This window comes from Skermanella sp. TT6 (assembly GCF_016653635.2).
GTDB lineage: Bacteria > Pseudomonadota > Alphaproteobacteria > Azospirillales > Azospirillaceae > Skermanella > Skermanella cutis.
This window is the reverse complement of sequence record NZ_CP067422.1, coordinates 35,838-54,046: the sequence shown is the minus strand read 5'-3', so window position 1 is coordinate 54,046 and position 18,209 is coordinate 35,838. Positions and strand designations below refer to the sequence as shown.

General features: G+C 72.1%; 7 protein-coding genes. 2 read left to right on the top strand and 5 right to left on the bottom strand.

The annotated features are described in order from the left end of the window. Window positions 1–2: 2 nt before the first annotated feature. Window positions 3–12,140: a non-ribosomal peptide synthetase gene (locus IGS68_RS31770; RefSeq protein ID WP_206379361.1), complete on the bottom strand. Its 12,138-nt coding sequence runs from the start codon at window positions 12,138–12,140 to the stop codon at window positions 3–5. Between the two features lie 343 nt (window positions 12,141–12,483). Here IGS68_RS31770 and IGS68_RS31765 point away from each other — a divergent pair, with 343 nt between their 5' ends. Then, complete coding sequence (locus IGS68_RS31765) at window positions 12,484–12,693, top strand: MbtH family protein (protein ID WP_201083301.1); 210 nt, start codon at window positions 12,484–12,486, stop codon at window positions 12,691–12,693. Window positions 12,694–12,702: 9 nt separating this feature from the next. On the opposite strand, the gene IGS68_RS31760 is transcribed toward IGS68_RS31765, so the two are convergent. From IGS68_RS31760 to IGS68_RS31745, 4 genes are all read right to left on the bottom strand, one after another. After that, a complete protein-coding gene (locus tag IGS68_RS31760; protein ID WP_201083299.1) occupies window positions 12,703–13,803 on the bottom strand; it encodes a prohibitin family protein in 1,101 nt (366 codons plus the stop codon). Beyond that, window positions 13,800–15,443, bottom strand: coding sequence for a cyclic peptide export ABC transporter (locus IGS68_RS31755; RefSeq protein WP_201083297.1), 1,644 nt, complete (start codon window positions 15,441–15,443; stop codon window positions 13,800–13,802). The genes IGS68_RS31760 and IGS68_RS31755 overlap by 4 nt, the downstream gene beginning before the upstream one ends. Window positions 15,444–15,535: 92 nt before the next feature. Next, window positions 15,536–16,255, bottom strand: coding sequence for a thioesterase II family protein (locus IGS68_RS31750; protein ID WP_201083295.1), 720 nt, complete (start codon window positions 16,253–16,255; stop codon window positions 15,536–15,538). Further along, window positions 16,252–16,767, bottom strand: a complete 516-nt coding sequence (locus tag IGS68_RS31745) for a hypothetical protein (protein WP_201083293.1) — start codon at window positions 16,765–16,767, stop codon at window positions 16,252–16,254. Before IGS68_RS31745 ends, IGS68_RS31750 begins: the two co-directional genes overlap by 4 nt. Window positions 16,768–17,308: 541 nt before the next feature. Here IGS68_RS31745 and IGS68_RS31740 point away from each other — a divergent pair. Continuing rightward, window positions 17,309–17,818 (top strand): YcjF family protein, encoded by a 510-nt coding sequence (locus IGS68_RS31740; RefSeq protein WP_256445802.1) that lies wholly within the window; start codon window positions 17,309–17,311, stop codon window positions 17,816–17,818. Window positions 17,819–18,209 lie beyond the last annotated feature (391 nt).

The window sequence follows — 18,209 nt, the reverse complement described above, 5'->3', positions numbered from 1 at the left end:
GGTCAATCGTCGAAGCTGTCGGCCAGGTCGGCCATAAGGGCGTCAAGTTCGTGTTCGGCGAGGTCGATCTTGTCGAACCGGGCCGAGGCGGGTCCGGCGGCGGCGTCCACCAGGGCTTCCAGCCCCTCGGCCATGCCGGCGACGAGGCGATCGGCGGTATCGGCCGAAAGCCGGCCGGCGCCGTAGGCGAGGTCCAGGATCAGCGTCCCGCCTTGGACGCGGGCGTTGAAGGCGAGCGCGTGGCTGCGCGGCTGGCGCGGGTCGCGCTCCCCGCCATAGGCGGCGGCGAGCGGGGCGAAGCCGTCGAGCCCGGCCGTCCCGGCGTCGGTCTGGCCCAGGTAATTGAGCGCCACGGACGCCGGCGGCGCCGAGGACAGGCTCCCGTCCCCGGCGAGGTGGCGGAGCACGCCCCAGCCGAGTCCCCTGGACGGGCCGGTGGACGGGACGGCGGAGAGGGCGGCCCGGGCGGCGGCGAAGGCGGCGGCGGGGTCGGCCGTCCCGGCGATCTCCAGCCGAACCGGGTGCAGCACGGTGAACCAGCCGCAGGTGCCGGCCAGGTCGATGCCGGGCCAGGGGGAGTCGCGGCCGTGGCTCTCCAGGTCGATGACGGCGGCCCCGGCGCCGCACCACCGTCCCAGGGCCAGGGCCAGGGCGGCCAGCAGCGCCTCCGGCATCGGGCCGGCGGCGCCGTCGAGCAGGGTCCGGGTGCGGGCGACGCCGAGCGAGGTGCGGGCGACCCGCTCCCCGGCCACCGGGTCCGGCCCGGAGGGGTCGGGACCGTCGAACGGCAGCGGGACGGTTCCCGGCGCCGCCACCGAGCGCCAATGGTCAAGCTCGGCCCCGAACTCCCCGGCATGGGCGGCCAGCGCCTCCGACCAGCGGCGGAAGCTGGTGCCGCCAGGGGCGGGCGGGCGCGGAGAGCCGCCGGCCTCCGCCCGGTAGAGCGCGTGCAGGTCGGACAGCAGCACCCGCCAGGATACGGCGTCCACCGCCAGATGATGGGCGCACAGCAGCAGGATGCGCGGGCGCCGCGCCCCCATCTCGGCCAGCAGCCCGGCGATCAGGCAGCCGGAACCCAGGTCGAAGCCGGCCTGGAGGCGGTCGGCCGCCCGGGCCAGCAGGGTGTCGGGGTCGGCCTCGCCGGTCAGGTCCAGGCGTTCCAGCCGGGGCGGCTCGCCGGGGCCGTCGTAGAATTGGCGCCAGCCGCCGTCCGCGCGGGCGAAGCGCAGGCGCAGCGTGTCGTGGCGGGCGTGCAGGGCCCGGAGCGCCCGGCCGAAGGCGGCGGCGTCGAACCCGGCGTCCACCGCGAAGGCCAGCGACTGGTTCCAGTGGTGCGGCGCCGGCAGGTCCTGGTCGAAGAACCAGCGCTGGATCGGCGTCAGCGGGATCTCGGCGGTCGCCGGCTCGGGCTCCGCCGGGGCCGCGGCCAGGGGGATCGCCAGCGCGGCGAGGGCGGCGACGGTCTGGGCCTCCAGCACCTGTCGGGGGGAGATTTCCAGCCCGGCGGCCCGGGCGCGGGCGGCGATCTGGAGGCTGATGATGCTGTCGCCGCCCAGGTCGAAATAATTGTCGCGGCGGCCGATCGCCCGGCCGTTGAACACCTCGCGCCAGACCGCGGCCAGGATCTCCTCCGCGGCGCCGGCCGGGGCCTCGGCCCGGGAGGAGAGGGTGACGGGCTCGCGCTCATCGGCCCGGGCGAGCAGGGCGGCGCGGTCGATCTTGCCGTTGGGAGTCAGCGGCCACCAGTCGAGCACCAGCACGGCGGAGGGGACGGCATGGCCGGGCAGCCGCCCGGCGGCGTGGGCGCGGAGTTCCGCCGGGTCGGGAGCGGTGCCGGCACCCGTGACGAAGGCCAGCAGTTCGGGCGGCCCGGCGGCGGGGCGACGGACCAGCGCCAACGCGGAGGCTACGGCGGGATGGTCGGCCAGCACCGCCTCCACCTCCCCCAGCTCGATGCGGAACCCGCGCAGCTTCACCTGGTGGTCGCGCCGGCCGAGATAGCGGATGCGCCCCTCCGCATCCCACAGGGCGAGGTCGCCGGTCAGGTACAGCCGGGCGCCCGCGACCGGACTGAACGGGTCGGGACGGAAGCGGTCGGCGGTCAGGCAGGGCAGGTCGCGGTAGCCCCGCGCGACGCCGATGCCGCCGATCGCGATCTCGCCCGGCACGCCGGGGGGCACCGGGTCGCCGCGCGCGTCGAGCAGGTAGAGCGCGCAGCCGGCCATGGCACGGCCGAGCGCCGGCTCCCCGGGCAGGTCCGTGCAGGTCTCGACCGAGGCGCAGACGGTCGCCTCGGTCGGGCCGTAGGCGTTGACCACGTGGCCGACCCGGCTCCAGGCGCGCAGCAGGGCGCCGGGCGCCGCCTCGCCGGCCACCACCACGGCGCGGAGGTCCGGCAGGGCGGCGGGGTCCAGGGCGGCCAGGACGGAGGGCGGCAGGGTGACGTGGGTCGCCCGCGCCTCCGCCAGGTGGCGGCCGACGTCGAGCGCATCGCCGGCGGGCGGCAGGCAGAGCGTGGCGCCGGTCCCCAGCGCGTGGAAGATCTCCGCCACCGCCGCGTCGAAGCTGGGCGAGGCGAACTGATAGACCCGGTCGCCCGGCCCGATCCGGAAGGCATCGGCCTGGGCCGCGACGAGGTTGGCGATGCCGGCATGGGGCACCAGCACGCCCTTGGGCCGCCCGGTCGTGCCGGAGGTGTAGATGACATAGGCGAGGCCGGACGGATCGACCGCGGGGAGCGGCAGGCCGGCATCCGGTCCGGCGGGCGCGTCGAGGTCCAGGACGGGGCGGCCGCCGGCGAGGTCCGCGGGCACCGGGCCGCGCGCCAGGATCAGCCGGGCGTCGCCGTCCGACAGCATGTGCCCGACCCGGTCCGCCGGATAGGCGGGGTCGAGCGGCAGCCAGGCGCCGCCGGCCTTCAGGATCGCCAGCAGGGCGGTGATCAGGTCGGCGGAGCGCGGCAGCAGGGTCGCCACCACGGTTTCCGGCCCGACGCTCCGGGCGGCGAGATTGCGGGCGAGCCGGTCGGCGGCGGCGTCCAGGGCGCCATAGGTCACGACCGCGCCGGCGGTGTCCAGCGCCGGCGCGTCGGGCCGGCGGGCGGCGATCCGCTCGACCAGCCGGTGGGCGGGCTCCGGCTCGGCGGCGCCCTTGCCCACGGGGTTGGCGCGGGTGATCAGCCCGGCGGCCTCGGCCGGGGGCATGACCGCGAAACCGTCCACCGGGTCGTCCGGCCGCTCGGCCATCCGGGCCAGCAGGCCGGTCCAGCGGTCGAGCAGGGCCGACGCCTCCGCCACCCCGAAGCGCAGCCCGTCATAATTGATCTTCAGGATCAGCGCGTCGCCGGGGATCACGGCGGCGGTCAGCGGATAGTTGGTCCGCTCCACGAAGCGGATGTCGGAGAAGGCGATGCCGCCGGCCTGACGCTGGAGGGCCGCCGCCACGGGATAATTCTCGAACACGAACAGGCTGTCGAACGGCGCCTCGTCCGCCGGCAGCCCCGCCCAGCGCCGGACCTCGACCAGGCCCACGGCGTCGTGCTCCTGCACGGCGGCCAGCCGCCGCTGCACCTCCCCCAGCCAGCCGGAGAGCGGCAGGGCGCCGGGCACCGGGACCGCGCAGGGAAGGGTGTTGATGAACAATCCCACCATCCCGTCGGAGCCGGCGAGCTCCGGCGAGCGGCCGGACACGGTCAGCCCGAACATCGGGCGCGGGCCGGCGCCGTGGCGTTCCAGCAGGAGCGCCCAGGCGGCGGCGGCCACGACGTTGAGCGTGACCTGATGCCGTCGGGCCAGGACACGCAACGCCTCGGAGGCCGCCGGCCCCAGCGTGCGCTCGACCTCGCCGGGCAGTTCCTCGGCGGCGCCGGCGGGGCGCTGGAGGGCGAGGCGCGACGGTCCCTCGATCCCGGCCAGCTCCGCCTTCCAGAACCGCTCGTCGGCGGAGCCGTCGCGGCCGGCCAGGCGGGCGACATGGTCGCGGAACGGCCGCGCCGGGGCGGGCTCGGCGACGCGCCCCGCGATCCGGGCGGAATAGGATGCCAGCAGGTCGCCGAACAGGATCGGCAGCGACCAGCCGTCCACCAGCATGTGGTGGTGGGTCCAGACCCAGCGCCAGGCGGACTCCCCCGTACGGACCAGGGCGAAGCGCATCACCGGCGCCCGGCCGAGGTCGAGGCCCAGGCGTCGGTCGGCCGCCAGCAGCGCTTCCAGCCGAAGGTCCTGCTCGTCGTCCGGCAGGCCGCGCCAGTCCTCCCGCCGGACCGGCAGGGCGGCGCGGGCCAGCACGACCTGATGGGGCTCGGGCACGTCGCGCCAGACGAACAGGGTTCGAAGCGGCGGATGCCGGTCGATCACGTCCTGCCAGGCCTGGAGGAAGGCCGGCTCGTCCAGCTCGCCGGTCAGGCGGCCGGCGAGCTGCTCGACATAGACGCCGGCGTCCGGCCGCTCCACCGCGTGGAACAGCATGCCGAGCTGGAGCGGCGTCAGCGGATAGGCATCGGCGATCGGGGCCGGAACCGCGGCGGCAAGGGCCGCGAGGGCGGCGGCGTCCAGGCGGGCGAGCGGCAGGTCTTCCGGCTTCGGCGGCACGATGCGGCCGGCGGCGGCGCCGGCGACTTCCAGCAGGGCGGCCTTGAAGCGGACGGCCCAGCGCTCCGCCGTGGCGGCGTTGATCCCGGCGGCGAACAGCCAGGTCACTTCCAGCCGGCCGCCCGCGACCATTGCCACGAGATCGAGGGCGAAGGGGCGGCGGTTCTCCGGCGCGGAGACCGGCACCCCGGGTTCGCGGCGCAGCCGCCAGCCGGAACCGCCTGCGGCATCGGCGATGCGGCCGAGATAGTTGACGCTGACCTCCGGCCAGTCCGCCGGGTCGGCGGGCAGTCCGTCGGCGGCACCGGCCAGCGCCGCAGCGGCGTCATCGGATGTGGCCTCAAGTCCGAGCGGCAAGGCCAGGGTGCGGAACGCGGTGAACCAGCCGACCGTGCGGGACAGGTCGGCGTCCGGCACGTCGCGGCCGTGGCCCTCGACGACGACGGGGAGCAGGCCCCCGCCGAGGTCCGAGAGGGCGCGGGCCACGGCGGCGAGGACCAGGGCGTCCACCGGCTGGCGGGACGCGGCCGGGGCATCGACCGTGATCAGCGCCGTCTCGGCGGGATCGAACGCGGTGGAGATCCTGCCGGCGGTCCCGGTCAGGTCGGGAACGCCGCGGTCCATGGGCAGCCGGCACCGGCCGGCGGGGACCGGGGCCGCCGGGACCGGCCTGTCGCCGAGCGCGCGGGCATGGGCCGCGAAGCCGAAGGCGGTGGACGGCGGTTCCCCCGCCAGCGCGCCCGCAAGATCGTCGAGCAGGATGCGCCAGGAGACGCCGTCCACGATCAGGTGATGGACCGCGACCGCGAGAACGCCGCCGGTCCCCTCGCCGAACCAGGCGGCGCGCGCCAGCGGCCCCTCGCCGAGGTCCCAGCCTTCCTGGAGGGAGAGGGCGGCCCGGGGCAGTTCCGACCGGTCATGGACGGTCAGCGGCAGGGCCGCGGGGCCGGGCACCAGGGTCTGCACCCAGCCCGAGGGTTCCCGGCGGAAGCGCAGGCGGAACGCCTCGTGGGCGCCGGCCACCTGGTCGAGGGCGCGGGACAGGGCGGCGGGATCGACGGGACCGGCGGTCTCCAGCCACGCAATCTGGTTCCACCAGGACGGGCGCGCGAGGTCCAGGCCGAAGAACCAGCGCTGGATCGGGGTCAGGGGCACGGGGCCGTCGGACGTCCCGGCGACCGCTGCGGCGGCGGTTCCGGCCTCTACGGCGGCCAGGGCCAGTTCGCGCAGCGACGGCTGGAGGAAGACCTGCCGGGGGGTCAGCGTCAGGCCCCGCTTGCGGGCGCGGGCGACGACCTGGAGGGAGAGGATGCTGTCGCCGCCGAGCGCGAAGAAATTGTCGTCACGGCCGACCGCCGGCACGCCCAGCACGTCGGACCAGATCGCCGCCAGGGCGCGCTCCGCCGGAGTGGCCGGCGCCTCGCCCGCTTCCGAGCGCGAGCTTTCCGGCGCCGGCAGGGCGGCGCGGTCGATCTTGCCGTGATGGGTCAGCGGGAAGCGCTCCAGCACCACGAAGGCCGCCGGCACCATGTAGTCGGGCAGGGCCTCGGCCAGCGCCGCGCGCCATCCCGACACGTCGCCCCGGCCGCTCTCCGCCGCCACGTAGGCCACCAGCCGCGGGTCGCCGCCGGGACCGGGCAAGGCCAGCACCAGCGCCTCGCGTACCCCGGGCCGGCGCACCAAGGCCGCCTCGATCTCCCCCGGCTCGATCCGGAAGCCCCGCACCTTCACCTGCTGGTCGGCCCGGCCCAGATACTCCAGGCTGCCGTCGGCCAGGCGCCGCGCCAGGTCGCCCGAGCGGTACAGCCGCGAGCCCGGCAGGCCGAACGGGTCGGGCAGGAACCGCTCCGCCGTCAGGTCCGGACGGTTGCGGTAGCCCCGCGCCACCCCGCCGCCGCCCACGAAGATCTCGCCGACCACGCCGACCGGCACCGGCTCCAGCCGGTGGTCGAGCAGATGCACCTGGAGGTCCGAGAGCGGCCTTCCGATCTCGCTGCCCCGGCCGGCCTCGGCGTCCGCCGGCTCCAGCGCCCGGTAGGTCACGTGGACCGTGGTCTCGGTGATGCCGTACATGTTGACCAGCACCGCGGCGTCGCCCTGCGCCGCGTACCAGGGCGCCAGGCTCGCCAGCTCCAGCGCCTCGCCGCCGAACACCACCCGGCGCAGGGCAAACTTGCGCCCGGCGGCGGCCGGGATCAGCTGGCGGAAGGCGGACGGCGTCTGGTTCAGCACCGTGACGCCCTCGCGCTCCAGCAGGTCGGCCACGGCGTCCGGCGCCCGGCTGACCCAGTAGGGCACCACGACGAGCTTGCCGCCGTAGAGCAGGGCGCCCCAGATCTCCCAGACCGAGAAGTCGAAGGCGTAGGAGTGGAACAGGGTCCAGACATCGTCGGGGCCGAAGCCGAATTGCGGCTCGGTGGCGGCCATCAGGCGGGCGACGTTGCGGTGGCTGACCACGCAGCCCTTGGGCCTCCCGGTCGAGCCGGAGGTGTAGATCACGTAGGCCGCCTGCTCCGGGTCGATCGCCAGGGCGAGCGGCGCGGCGGGCAGGGCGGCGGCGTCCGCCTCGGCGTCGGCCAGATCGACCACGGGCAGGGCGCCGTCGCCCAGCGCGGCGGCGAGCGCCTTGCGGGCCGGCGCGTGGGTCAGCACCAGCTTCAGGCCGCCGTCCCCGGCCAGCCAGGACAGGCGGTCGGCCGGGTAGGCGGGATCGAGCGGGACGTAGCAGCCGCCGGCCTTGAGGATGGCGAGCAGGCCGACGATCAGCTCCGCGCCGCGCTCCAGGCACAGGCCGACCGGCGTCTCCGCCCCGACGCCCAGCCCGGCGAGGTGGCGGGCCAGCCGGTTGGACCGGGCATCCAGCTCGGCGTAGCTCAGCACCGCGCCCTCGAAGGACAGGGCGGGGCGGTCCGGATGGGCCGCCGCGGTCGCCTCGAACCAGCCGGCCAGGGTGCCGGTCGGCCGCACCTCGGCGCCCGCGTTGGCCTCCCGCACCAGCCAGTCGCGCTGCCCGGCGCCCAGCAGGTCGAGGGCGGCGACGGGCTCGTCGGGCCTGTCGGCCAAGGCCTCCATGACGCCGATATAGGCGCCGCCGAGATCCCCGATCTGCTCGGCCGAGTATTTGGCGTGGTCGTAGATCAGCGTCAGTTCCAGCTCGCCGCTGGTCGGGTGGCGGGCGAACTGGGCCAGGAACGGGAAGTCGGTTTCCTCGAAGATGGCGACGTCCAGGACCCGCAGTTCCGGCATGCCGAGGATGCCGGCATAGACATGGAAATGGATGAAATTGAAACCGGCCTCGTACAGGTCGATCCCGCCGGCCAGACGCTTGATGTCGGCGGTCGGCAGGCGCCGGTTGGTCAGCACCTCGGCCTCCTCGCGCAGCAGGTCCCGCACCAGGTCGCGCCAGGTGCCGGAACCCAGCTTCAGGCGCAGCGGCACCGTGTTGAGGAACAGCCCGGTGACCTCGGAGGCGCCGTCCAGCTCCGGCCTTCCGTGGGTGACATAGCCGGTCACCGCGTCGGGGCGCCCGGTCGCGAAGGCCAGCACCCGCAGGTGGGCCGCCAAGGCGAGGCTCTTGATCGGCGCGCCGAGCCGGTCGGCGCTCGCCGCCAGCCGGCCGGACAGGCTGGCCGGCAAGGCCACCAGATGGCGGCTGACCTTGCCGGCGGCATCGGCCGGGGGAGCCACCGCCAGCCGCGGCAGCCGGGGAACCTCCAGGCCGGCCACCCGTGCGGCCCAGAAGCGGCGCACGGCCTCGTCGGCGACCGCCGCCTTCTCCAGTGCCACGAAGCAGGCGGGAACGGCGGTGCCGCCGGCGCCGGCCTGGACCGGGCGGCCGAGATAGAGGCCGATCAGGCGGGTCAGCAGGGTCGCGACGCTCCAGCCGTCCAGGATCGCGTGATGGAAGCTGATGGTGACCTGGACGACGTCCTCCTCCAGCCGGTGCAGTCGGACGCGGAACAGGGGTGCCGCGGCGATGTCGAACCCGGTCCGCTTCTCCGCCGCCAGGAAGGCGGCGACACGGCTTTCCCGTTCGGCGGGATCGAGCGCCCTCAGGTCGTCCACCTCCAGCGGGACCCGAGCCCGCCCATGGACCACCTGGAGGGCCTCGCCGAAGCCGGTCCAGTGCAGGCTGGTGCGAAGCGCGGGATTGGCGTCGGCCAGGGATTCCAGCGCCCTGTCCCAGCCGTCGTCGCGCCAGGGCAGCTCGATGCGGTAGCTGAAGATGTCGTGGAAGATCGCCGTCCCGGCCTCCAGCTCGGCATGGAACAGCATCCCGGCCTGGAGCCTGGACATGGGAAAGGCATCGACGGCGCCGGCCGGCAGCAGGGCGCGGTCGGCCGGGGCGATCAGCGCGAAGGGTGCGGGAGCCTCGTCCCTGTCCAGGTCGGCCGGCCCGGTCTCGGCCGAAGCCGCGAGGCCGCGAAGCGTCTGGTGGCGGTAGAGGTCGCGCAGCCCGAAGCCGATGCCCTGCTTGCGGGCTCGTGCGACGACCTGGAGGGAGAGGATGCTGTCGCCGCCGAGCGCGAAGAAATTGTCGTCGCGGTTGACCGCCGGCACGCCCAGCACGTCGGACCAGATCGCCGCCAGGGCGCGCTCCGCCGCGGTGGCCGGCGCCTCGCCCGCTTCCGAGCGCGAGCTTTCCGGCGGCGGCAGGGCGGCGCGGTCGATCTTGCCGTGATGGGTCAGGGGGAAGCGCTCCAGCACCACGAAGGCCGCCGGCACCATGTAGTCGGGCAGGGCCTCGGCCAGCGCCGCGCGCCATCCCGCCACGTCGCCCCGGCCGTCCTCCGCCGCCACGTAGGCCACCAGCCGCGGGTCGCCGCCGGGACCGGGCAAGGCCAGCACCAGCGCCTCGCGTACCCCGGGCCGGCGCACCAAGGCCGCCTCGATCTCCCCCGGCTCGATCCGGAAGCCCCGGACCTTCACCTGCTGGTCGGCCCGGCCCAGATACTCCAGGCTGCCGTCGGCCAGGCGCCGCGCCAGGTCGCCCGAGCGGTACAGCCGCGAGCCCGGCGGGCCGAACGGGTCGGGAAGGAACCGCTCCGCCGTCAGGTCCGGACGGTTGCGGTAGCCCCGCGCCACCCCGCCGCCGCCCACGAAGATCTCGCCGACCACGCCGACCGGCACCGGCTCCAGCCGGTGGTCGAGCAGATGCACCTGGAGGTCCGAGAGCGGCCTTCCGATCTCGCTGCCCCGGCCGGCCTCGGCGTCCGCCGGCTCCAGCGCCCGGTAGGTCACGTGGACCGTGGTCTCGGTGATGCCGTACATGTTGACCAGCACCGCGGCGTCGCCCTGCGCCGCGTACCAGGGCGACAGGCTCGCCAGTTCCAGCGCCTCGCCGCCGAACACCACCCGGCGCAGGGCAAACTTGCGCCCGGCGGCGGCCGGGATCAGCTGGCGGAAGGCGGACGGCGTCTGGTTCAGCACCGTGACGCCCTCGCGCTCCAGCAGCTCGGCCACCGCGTCCGGCGCCCGGCTGACCCAGTAGGGCACCACGACGAGCTTGCCGCCGTAGAGCAGGGCGCCCCAGATCTCCCAGACCGAGAAGTCGAAGGCGTAGGAGTGGAACAGGGTCCAGACATCGTCCGGGCCGAAGCCGAACTGCGGCTCGGTGGCGGCCATCAGGCGGGCGACGTTGCGGTGGCTGACCACGCAGCCCTTGGGCCTTCCGGTCGAGCCGGAGGTGTAGATCACGTAGGCCGCCTGCTCCGGGTCGATCGCCAGGGCGAGCGGCGCGGCGGGCAGGGCGGCGGCGTCCGCCTCGGCGTCGGCCAGATCGACCACGGGCAGGGCGCCGTCGCCCAGCGCGGCGGCGAGCGCCTCGCGGGCCGGCGCGTGGGTCAGCACCAGCCTCAGGCCGCCGTCCCCGGCCAGCCAGGACAGGCGGTCGGCCGGATAGGCCGGGTCGAGCGGGACGTAGCAGCCGCCGGCCTTGAGGATGGCGAGCAGGCCGACGATCAGCTCCGCGCCGCGCTCCAGGCACAGGCCGACCGGCGTCTCCGCCCCGACGCCCAGCCCGGCGAGGTGGCGGGCCAGCCGGTTGGACCGGGCATCCAGCTCGGCGTAGCTCAGCACCGTGCCCTCGAAGGACAGGGCGGGGCGGTCCGGATGGGCCGCCGCGGTCGCCTCGAACCACCCGGCCAGGGTGCCGGTCGGACGCACCTCGGCGCCCGCGTTGGCCTGCCGCACCAGCCAGTCGCGGTCGGCCGGGGAGAGCCAGGGCAGGGTCGCGACCGGCCGGTCCGGCTGGTCCAGCGCGCTTTCCAGCAGACGGCGGAAGCGGCCGACCAGCGCCTCGGCGCCGGCCTGGTCGAAGTAGCTCTCGTTGAAGTCGAAATCGACCGCGATGTCGTCATGGTCGTCGAAGTCGCGCACGAAGACCTGGAGCGGCTGGTTCTGGTGGCCGCTCGACAGGACCACCGTCCGGTTCGTGCAGCCCGCGACCTGCTCGCCGTAATGGTGGCGCTCGTAGGACAGGCTGACCTCGTGCAGGCGGTTGCGCGCCGTTTCCTCCGGCAGGCCGGGCAGCCTGATCTCCCCGACCGGGAAGCGCTGATGCCGGTAGTCCCGGCGCAGCTGGGCGCGGATCTCGCCGACCAGGGCGCGCAGGCCGTGCAGCCCGTCGGGGCGCAGCCGCAGGGGCGAGACGCTGGCGAACAGCCCGATCGCCTGCTTCTCCACCGCGGTCCTGCGGTTGAGGATCGGCGCCGCGATCACCAGGTCGCGAGTCGCGCACTGGCGCGACAGGACGGTTCCGAGCGCCGCCAGGAGCACGTGGAACGGCGACGCCTTCTCCGCTTCGGCGAGATCGCGGATGCGACCGTATAGGGCGCCGTCCAGATGGATGGTGCGGCGCAGGGCGCGCGTGGTGAGGGGGCCGGCCTGCCGGAACAGCGGCTCGGGCAGGGCCGGGAACAGGCTTTCCCAATAGGCCCGACTCGCCTCGAACCCGGGCGAGGCGCGGTACCGCCGCTCCTCCGCGATCTGGTCGGCGACATGGCCGAGTTCCAGCGCCGGGAGCGTGCCGTCGGCCGTGAGCCGGTTGTAGGATCGCACCAGGTTGGCGTGGAACAGCGAGGTGCCCCAGCCGTCGGCGATGATGTGGTGGAACTTGCCGTACCAGAAGAACAGGTCGGGACCGCAGCGCAGCGCGGCGAATCGCGCCAGCGGGCCGGCAGGCCCGAACGGCAGCGGTTCCGCCATGTCGCCGTTCATGAAGCGCAGTGCCGCGCCTTCGGGGTCCCTCTCGCCGCTCAGGTCGATGAAGTCCACGGCCCCGGGAAACCTGTCCAGCACGCGCTGGCGCGGTCCGTCGTCGGTGTCGATCATGACCGTGCGGAAGGCCGCCGCGTTGTCCGCGACATGGCGGATCGCCGCGATCGAGCGGGCGCCGTCGGCCGGCCCGGCGATCCGGACCAGGGCGCCGATGTTGAACAGCGGGCTTTCCGGGTTGAATTTCTGCTCGACATAGATTTCGAGCTGGACGCGGGTCAGGGGCAGCATGGCCGCGTCGTCGGCCGGCCGCCTCTCGTCGCCGCCGTCGAGCATGCGACCAGGATCCGCATCATTCATGGCTAGCGCTCGCAAAGAAAATTAACCCGGATTAACAATCGCCGCGATCGGAAGCAAGAACACCCCGGCGCCCGGCAACGCCCTGAAAACTCAACCTGAAACAGAAAACATCCGCCTTCTTTTGATACTGTGATAATGACACTGTCATGCAGGGTTAACTATGTGCGACATTCTGTCATTCTATCGACAAGCATCTGTTCCTGTGTTACCACAACCAAAATTGCCGCACAATAGGATCATTCCCGAACTAGGGATATTGCCGGCATCGATGAAAATCCATGCATCATATCTTCGTATGCAACTTCCCAGGAGACGCTGAATGTTTGACGACGACTCCGTCGTTTTCACCGTCGTGATCAACGACGAGGAGCAGTATTCCATCTGGCCGGAGTTCAAGCCGGTGCCCCAGGGCTGGCGGGCGGTCGGCAAGACCGGCACCAAGGCCGAGTGCCTGGACCATATCCGCGAGGTATGGACCGACATGAGGCCGGCCAGCCTGCGGCGGCGCCTGGCCGAAGCCGGCGCCTGAACCCGCCGGTCATGGCGCCGGCCGCCCCGGCTGGGCGGCGGGCGCTCCCGGCCCGGCCTGGGGCGGAGCGCCCGCCGGCGCCGGGAGCGGCACCGCGATCCGCTTGTTGTCGTCCGGCGGCACCGCCAGGCGAAGCGGCGGCGGCTGGAGCTCGGTCAGCCCGCTCGGCTGGTTCAGCGCCCCGGGCAGCAGCACCGTTCCGCTGCCGGCGCCCGGTCCCGCTGCGGAGGCCCCGTCGATGTTGCCCAGGATCAGCGGCAGGCCGGAACTGCCGGAGCCGATGATCACGACCTTGGCGTTGGGCGACTGGGCGAGCTGGAGGGTCGCGTCGATTCCCTTCCATTGAAGGTAGGCCTGGGTGATGCCCTCGCCGATGATCTCCTGGAACTTGCGGATGCCGTTCGCCTCGATCTCGCGGCGCTGGGCCTCGCTGCGCTCCCGGTTCAGGCGGTGGACATATTCCAGCGACAGGTGGTACTGCTCGACCTTGCGGACGATGGAAGCCTGCACGTCGGCGGGCAGCTGGATCGACCGGATCAGGATGTCCTCCAGCTTGACATACTCGACGTCGATCAGCTTGTCCGGATTGAACTGGGTGATCAGGTTGTTGCGGACCTGGGCCTCGATCTTGTCCTGGATCTCCACACGCTTGGTATAGATCTCGTCCGGCATGTACGTGGCGAAGATGTCGCGCGCCTGGGACCCGATCTCCGGCAGCAGCAGGATGTCGGTGTAGCCTCTTCCCACGTATTTGTGCAGGATCGGGACATGTTCCGGCACGATCCGGTACCGGAACGCGATGTTGACCGTCATGTTCAGGCCGTCGCTGGACAGCACGTCGAAGTCGTGATGAACCTGGAGCAGGCGGGCGTCGTAGATGAACAGCTCGTCGAACGGCGCGATCAGGTGGATGCCTTCCTGCCAGACCGTCGTCGTGTCGGTGCCGCCGAAGAAGCGGCGCCACAGCACGCCGACATGACCCGACGGGATCGAGATGACCGACATGGGATAAAGCAGGCCGGCCAGGAAGGAGAGGATCAGCAGCATCATCGTCACCTTCATCAGGTGACGCCGGAAGAATGCCTTGATGTGCCCCCAGACGGAACTCACGCGTGGTCTCCTTGGTCAGGGGCGTGGCTGCCGGAGTCGTGCCCCTCGGGAGCGAAACGCCCTTCCTCCATGTGCAGGCGGCGGTCGGCCAGGCCGAAATAGCGGTCGTCGTGGGTGACCGCGACGACGGTCTTGCCCATGGCCTTGAACGCCGGCAGCAGCTCCTCGTAGAACTTGCGGCGGAAGATCGGGTCCTGGTCGGCCGCCCATTCGTCCAGGACGATGATCGGCCGGTCCTCCAGCAGCGCCACGATCAGCGCCAGGCGCTTCTTCTGGCCGGCCGAGAAGTCCAGGCTGTCGAAGTCGCGGCCGGTCATCGACACCTTGTGGTCGATCTCCATCTGCCGGAGCAGGGACGAGACGTCCGCCTCCGGCAGCCCGTATAGCCGGCGGAACAGATGGTAGTCGGTGAACACCGCCGAGATCAGGCTGCGGTAGGCCCCGTGGCGGCGCTGGTCGAGCTGCTTGCCGTCGAGCAGGATGCGGCCGCCGTCGGGCCGGTACAGCCCGGTGAACAGCTTCAGGAAGGTCGACTTGCCGGCGCCGTTGCCGCCGGTGATGAAGACCATCTCGCCCCTGTTCACGTCCACATTGAACGGGCCGACCGAGAACCGGGTGCCGTACCGGGGGTCCACGTAGGAGAAGGTGACGTCCTGGAACTCGATCCGGGCGAAGGACTCGACCTCGTCGTCCGTGGCCGTCGGGTCGATCCGCTCCGACAGGGTCTTGGACAGCCGCTCGATGTTGTCGGTCGCGGCGTTGGCCATGGTGATGGCCGGGATGGCCTGGACCAGGCTGGTGATCGGCCCGATCAGGAACAGCACCGCGGCGCTGGTCTTCAGGGCCACGTCGCTGAAGGTCGGGCTGAGGGCCGGCACCACGAACACCATCGCCGCCAGCATCAGGTAGAAGATCGACTGCGCGAACAGGAACTCGTTGCTGATGCCGATCTGCGTCTTGACCTTGGCCTCGGTGGAGGCGGACGAGACCTCGTCGAAATGCTCCTGCAGCTCCCGGCTGCGGCGGATGTTGAGCTTGACCTCCTTGTAGCCCGAGAGCAGGTCGGTCAGCCGCTCGAACAGCTGGTTCTCCAGCTGGAAGGACAGCTCGACCTCCCGCCGGAGCTGCCCGATCCGCGCCAGGTGGGTCGACGCCGCGATGGCGGTGATCGCGATCGTCAGCATGAAGGCGGTCGACGACAGGACGTAGATATAGGCGAGCGTGAACACCAGCAGGATGCCGGACTGGCAGCCGTTGACCAGCATCGGCACGCTGGACGAGATCGCCTGCGTCTCCTTCGTGATCATCGCGTAGATCTCGGAGCGGCCGATCCCCTCCAGCGCCGTCAGGTCGGTCTGGCGGATCAGCGAGATCAGCCGCTTGCGCAGGCGGTGGATGATCTCCTCGACCTCGCGGGTGGTGGTGCGGGAGACGTAGCGCTGCGCCAGCACCTGGATGCCCATGGTGGCGGCGAACAGGATCATGTCGGCGACCTGGGCGCCGCCGTCGTTGGCGAGGTCCGCGGACCGGTTGATGATCGCCAGGATCATGGCGTTGCCGAGACCGGCCAGCATCGCCATGACCGCGACCTTGTAGGGGGACGAGCGGCTTTCCCGGAGAACCAGCCTGATGAACGTCATTCAGCCCGGATCCCGGCAAGGGGCGCATCGGGCGGGGCCATCCCCGCCGCGACCGCGTTCGAGCAGACAAGATTGGTCACGACCGGGCAACCTCATCCGCCGGGGGCGACGTCGCGGAGCAGGGCGGCGATCCGCGCGATCACCGCGTCCCGGGCCGACGAGAGATAGAAATGGCCGCCGGGGAAAAGGGTGACGGAGCCGGCGCCGGCGCCGTGGTCCCGCCACTCGCCCAGCTCCTCCACCACCACATGGTCGTCCCGCTCCCCGCACAGCACGTGGATGGGCAGGGCCAGCGGCGGCGCCAGGGTCGGCCGGTAGGTCTCGCAGGCGCGGAAGTCGGCGCGCAGGATGGGAATCACCAACTCCAGCAGTTCCGGATGGGCCGCCACTTCCGCCGGGGTGCCGCCCAGGGCCACGATCCGGTCGATCAGCGCCCGGTCGTCCAGGTGCGACACCGGCTCCAGCAGCCGGGGACGGTGGGGCGGCTCGCGCCCCGACACGAAGAGGGCGCAGGGCTGGGGCACGTCCCGGCCGCGCAGCCGCTGGGCCAGCTCGTAGGCGACCATGGCGCCCATGCTGTGGCCGAACAGCGCGTAGCGGCCTCCCCCGACCTGGTCGAGGACGCGCCGCTCGACATGCGCGGCCAGGGCGCCGATGTCGGAGAAGGGTTCCTCCGCGATCCGGTCCTCGCGGCCGGGATACTGCACCGGAACGACCCGGAAAGGCGCCGCGGAGACCCAGGACCGGTATGCCGACGCGCCGGCGCCGGCATGGGCGAAGCAGAACAGGGTGATCCGACCCGTACCCGTCATGCGGCCCCCGGGCGGCCGAGGCCGCCGACACGCCTGACATACTGCTCCGCCAGGGCGACGGAATAATAGGCCCCCACCGCGGCGCCGAGCCCCATCATGAGGAACCCGCCGCCCACGAAGGCCGCCAGCCCGAGGCCCGTCACGCTGCCGAGGGCGCTGGCCGACGCCGTGACGGCGTCCGGCGCCGGCTGCGGCGCGACGTCCGGCCCGGCGGCGGGAAGGGCTCCGGTCGGGGCGGCCGGCGATTCGGCCAGGGACTCGGCCGGCGCCGCGTCGGCGGGCACCGCGTCGGGGAGCGGCGCCGGGGCCGGGAACATCGGGGCCGGGAACATCGGGGCCGACTCGCAGGGGATGCCGTAGGCCGCGGGGGCCGGGTCGGGAGGCCCGGCCGGGGAAGCCGGTCCGGAGAGCATCGAGTCGGCTTCGGACGGCGCGCCGGAGTCGGTTCCGCCGGACTCCGGGTCGTCGGACCGGGAGATCGAGCCGGCCGGGGGCTCGAAAGACCCAGCCATTCCACCGCGTTTTCTGGGTGCCATCACAAGCCTCGCATCTTTGTCGGAGGACCGGCTTCCATCGCCGCCGGTCGCCGCGGACCGGCGGAGGCGCTTCGCGACCAGCCGCCGGACATATAACCATACCACGCATGGATTAGCCATATTAGCTTACCTATCCAAACCGAATCGGGTAAGCTCCAGGCCGGAACAGGCGCAGCCGACTCCACCAAAAGCTTCACCTTTGGCTTAGATCATATGGTGTAACCAAAACGTGACCGAGATGAAAGCGCCTTGAACGGCACGTGGCGAAACAACCCAAATTGTCACTTTTACATAACAGTGGAACAGGCAAACTTACCTGGGAGTTTCGATCGCGAGTAAACGACTCGGCCGTACGTTACGGCGCATACGCGAATAAACCTTCATGCAGGTATTTTTCAGAACCTATAACTCTTATGCGCGAGTTTATGCTTGCAGTAACCCGAAAACCGTTTATACACTCTCGTCAGTTGCATTGGCGCAAGGTGTGGCCCATTGCTGTTGAGCGCTACCCGACGATCTGCGCCGAGGCGGTACCCAGGCCACGGAGAGAGTTATGAGCAACGAACGTATCACTGACGCCAACAAGCTGGTTTCGCGCTACGCCCTGTGGGCCGCCGGCGGCGGGCTGATCCCCGTCCCGACGCTGGACATCGCCGCGATCGTGGCGGTCCAGATCAAGATGGTCTCGGACCTGTCCAAGCTGTACGGCGTCCCCTTCAGCCAGGACCGCGCCAAGACCGTGGTCAGCGCGCTGATCGGCGGCGTCCTGCCCGGCGCCCTGGCGGGCGGCTCGCTGGCCGTCCTCGGCACCGTGATCAAGCTCATCCCGATCGTCGGCACCGCGGTCGGCATGGCCGTCAGCTCGGGCTTCGCCTACGCCCTGACCCAGGCGGTCGGCAAGGTCTTCGTCCTGCACTACGAGACCGGCGGATCGCTGCTGAACTTCGAGCCGGAGAAGGTGCGCAGCCACTTCGAGAAGGAGTTCAAGGGCGCCCAGGCCGCTCCGGAGACCCCGGTCGCCGCCTGAGCCCGACTTAGGGCCGCTTCGGCCGCCGTGGAACGATTTCCATGGCGGCCGACCCGGCCGGTTCGTCCTGCGCGGGCTTGACCCGGGTATCTCCCTGCATGGCGGCGCCGATGAAGCCTGCAAGCGATGACCGGGTCAAGCCCACAGCTGTCCGGCACGGTTGTTGCTAACTGCTCACAAGCCTGAATTCAAGGCGGAACTACCCCTTTTTCGTCATGGCCGGACTTGATCCGGCCATCTTTCACGGGAAGCATCGGAGCCTCCGTGCCTTGAGATCCGCGGGTCAAGCCCGCGGATGACGAACCGGAAGAGAAAACGATCGTTAGTAACGTTCCCAATGGTTGCTTAGCAATCGCCGTGCCGGAAGATCCGTTTCAGGGAACCAGGAATG

What these genes read in the sequence shown, in the direction of transcription:
- IGS68_RS31770 (WP_206379361.1), bottom strand. Translation starts at nt 12,140, where the DNA reads ATGCTCGACGGCGGCGACGAGAGGCGGCCGGCCGACGACGCGGCCATG.
- IGS68_RS31765 (WP_201083301.1), top strand. Translation starts at nt 12,484, where the DNA reads ATGTTTGACGACGACTCCGTCGTTTTCACCGTCGTGATCAACGACGAG.
- IGS68_RS31755 (WP_201083297.1), bottom strand. Translation starts at nt 15,443, where the DNA reads ATGACGTTCATCAGGCTGGTTCTCCGGGAAAGCCGCTCGTCCCCCTAC.
- IGS68_RS31750 (WP_201083295.1), bottom strand. Translation starts at nt 16,255, where the DNA reads ATGACGGGTACGGGTCGGATCACCCTGTTCTGCTTCGCCCATGCCGGC.
- IGS68_RS31745 (WP_201083293.1), bottom strand. Translation starts at nt 16,767, where the DNA reads ATGGCTGGGTCTTTCGAGCCCCCGGCCGGCTCGATCTCCCGGTCCGAC.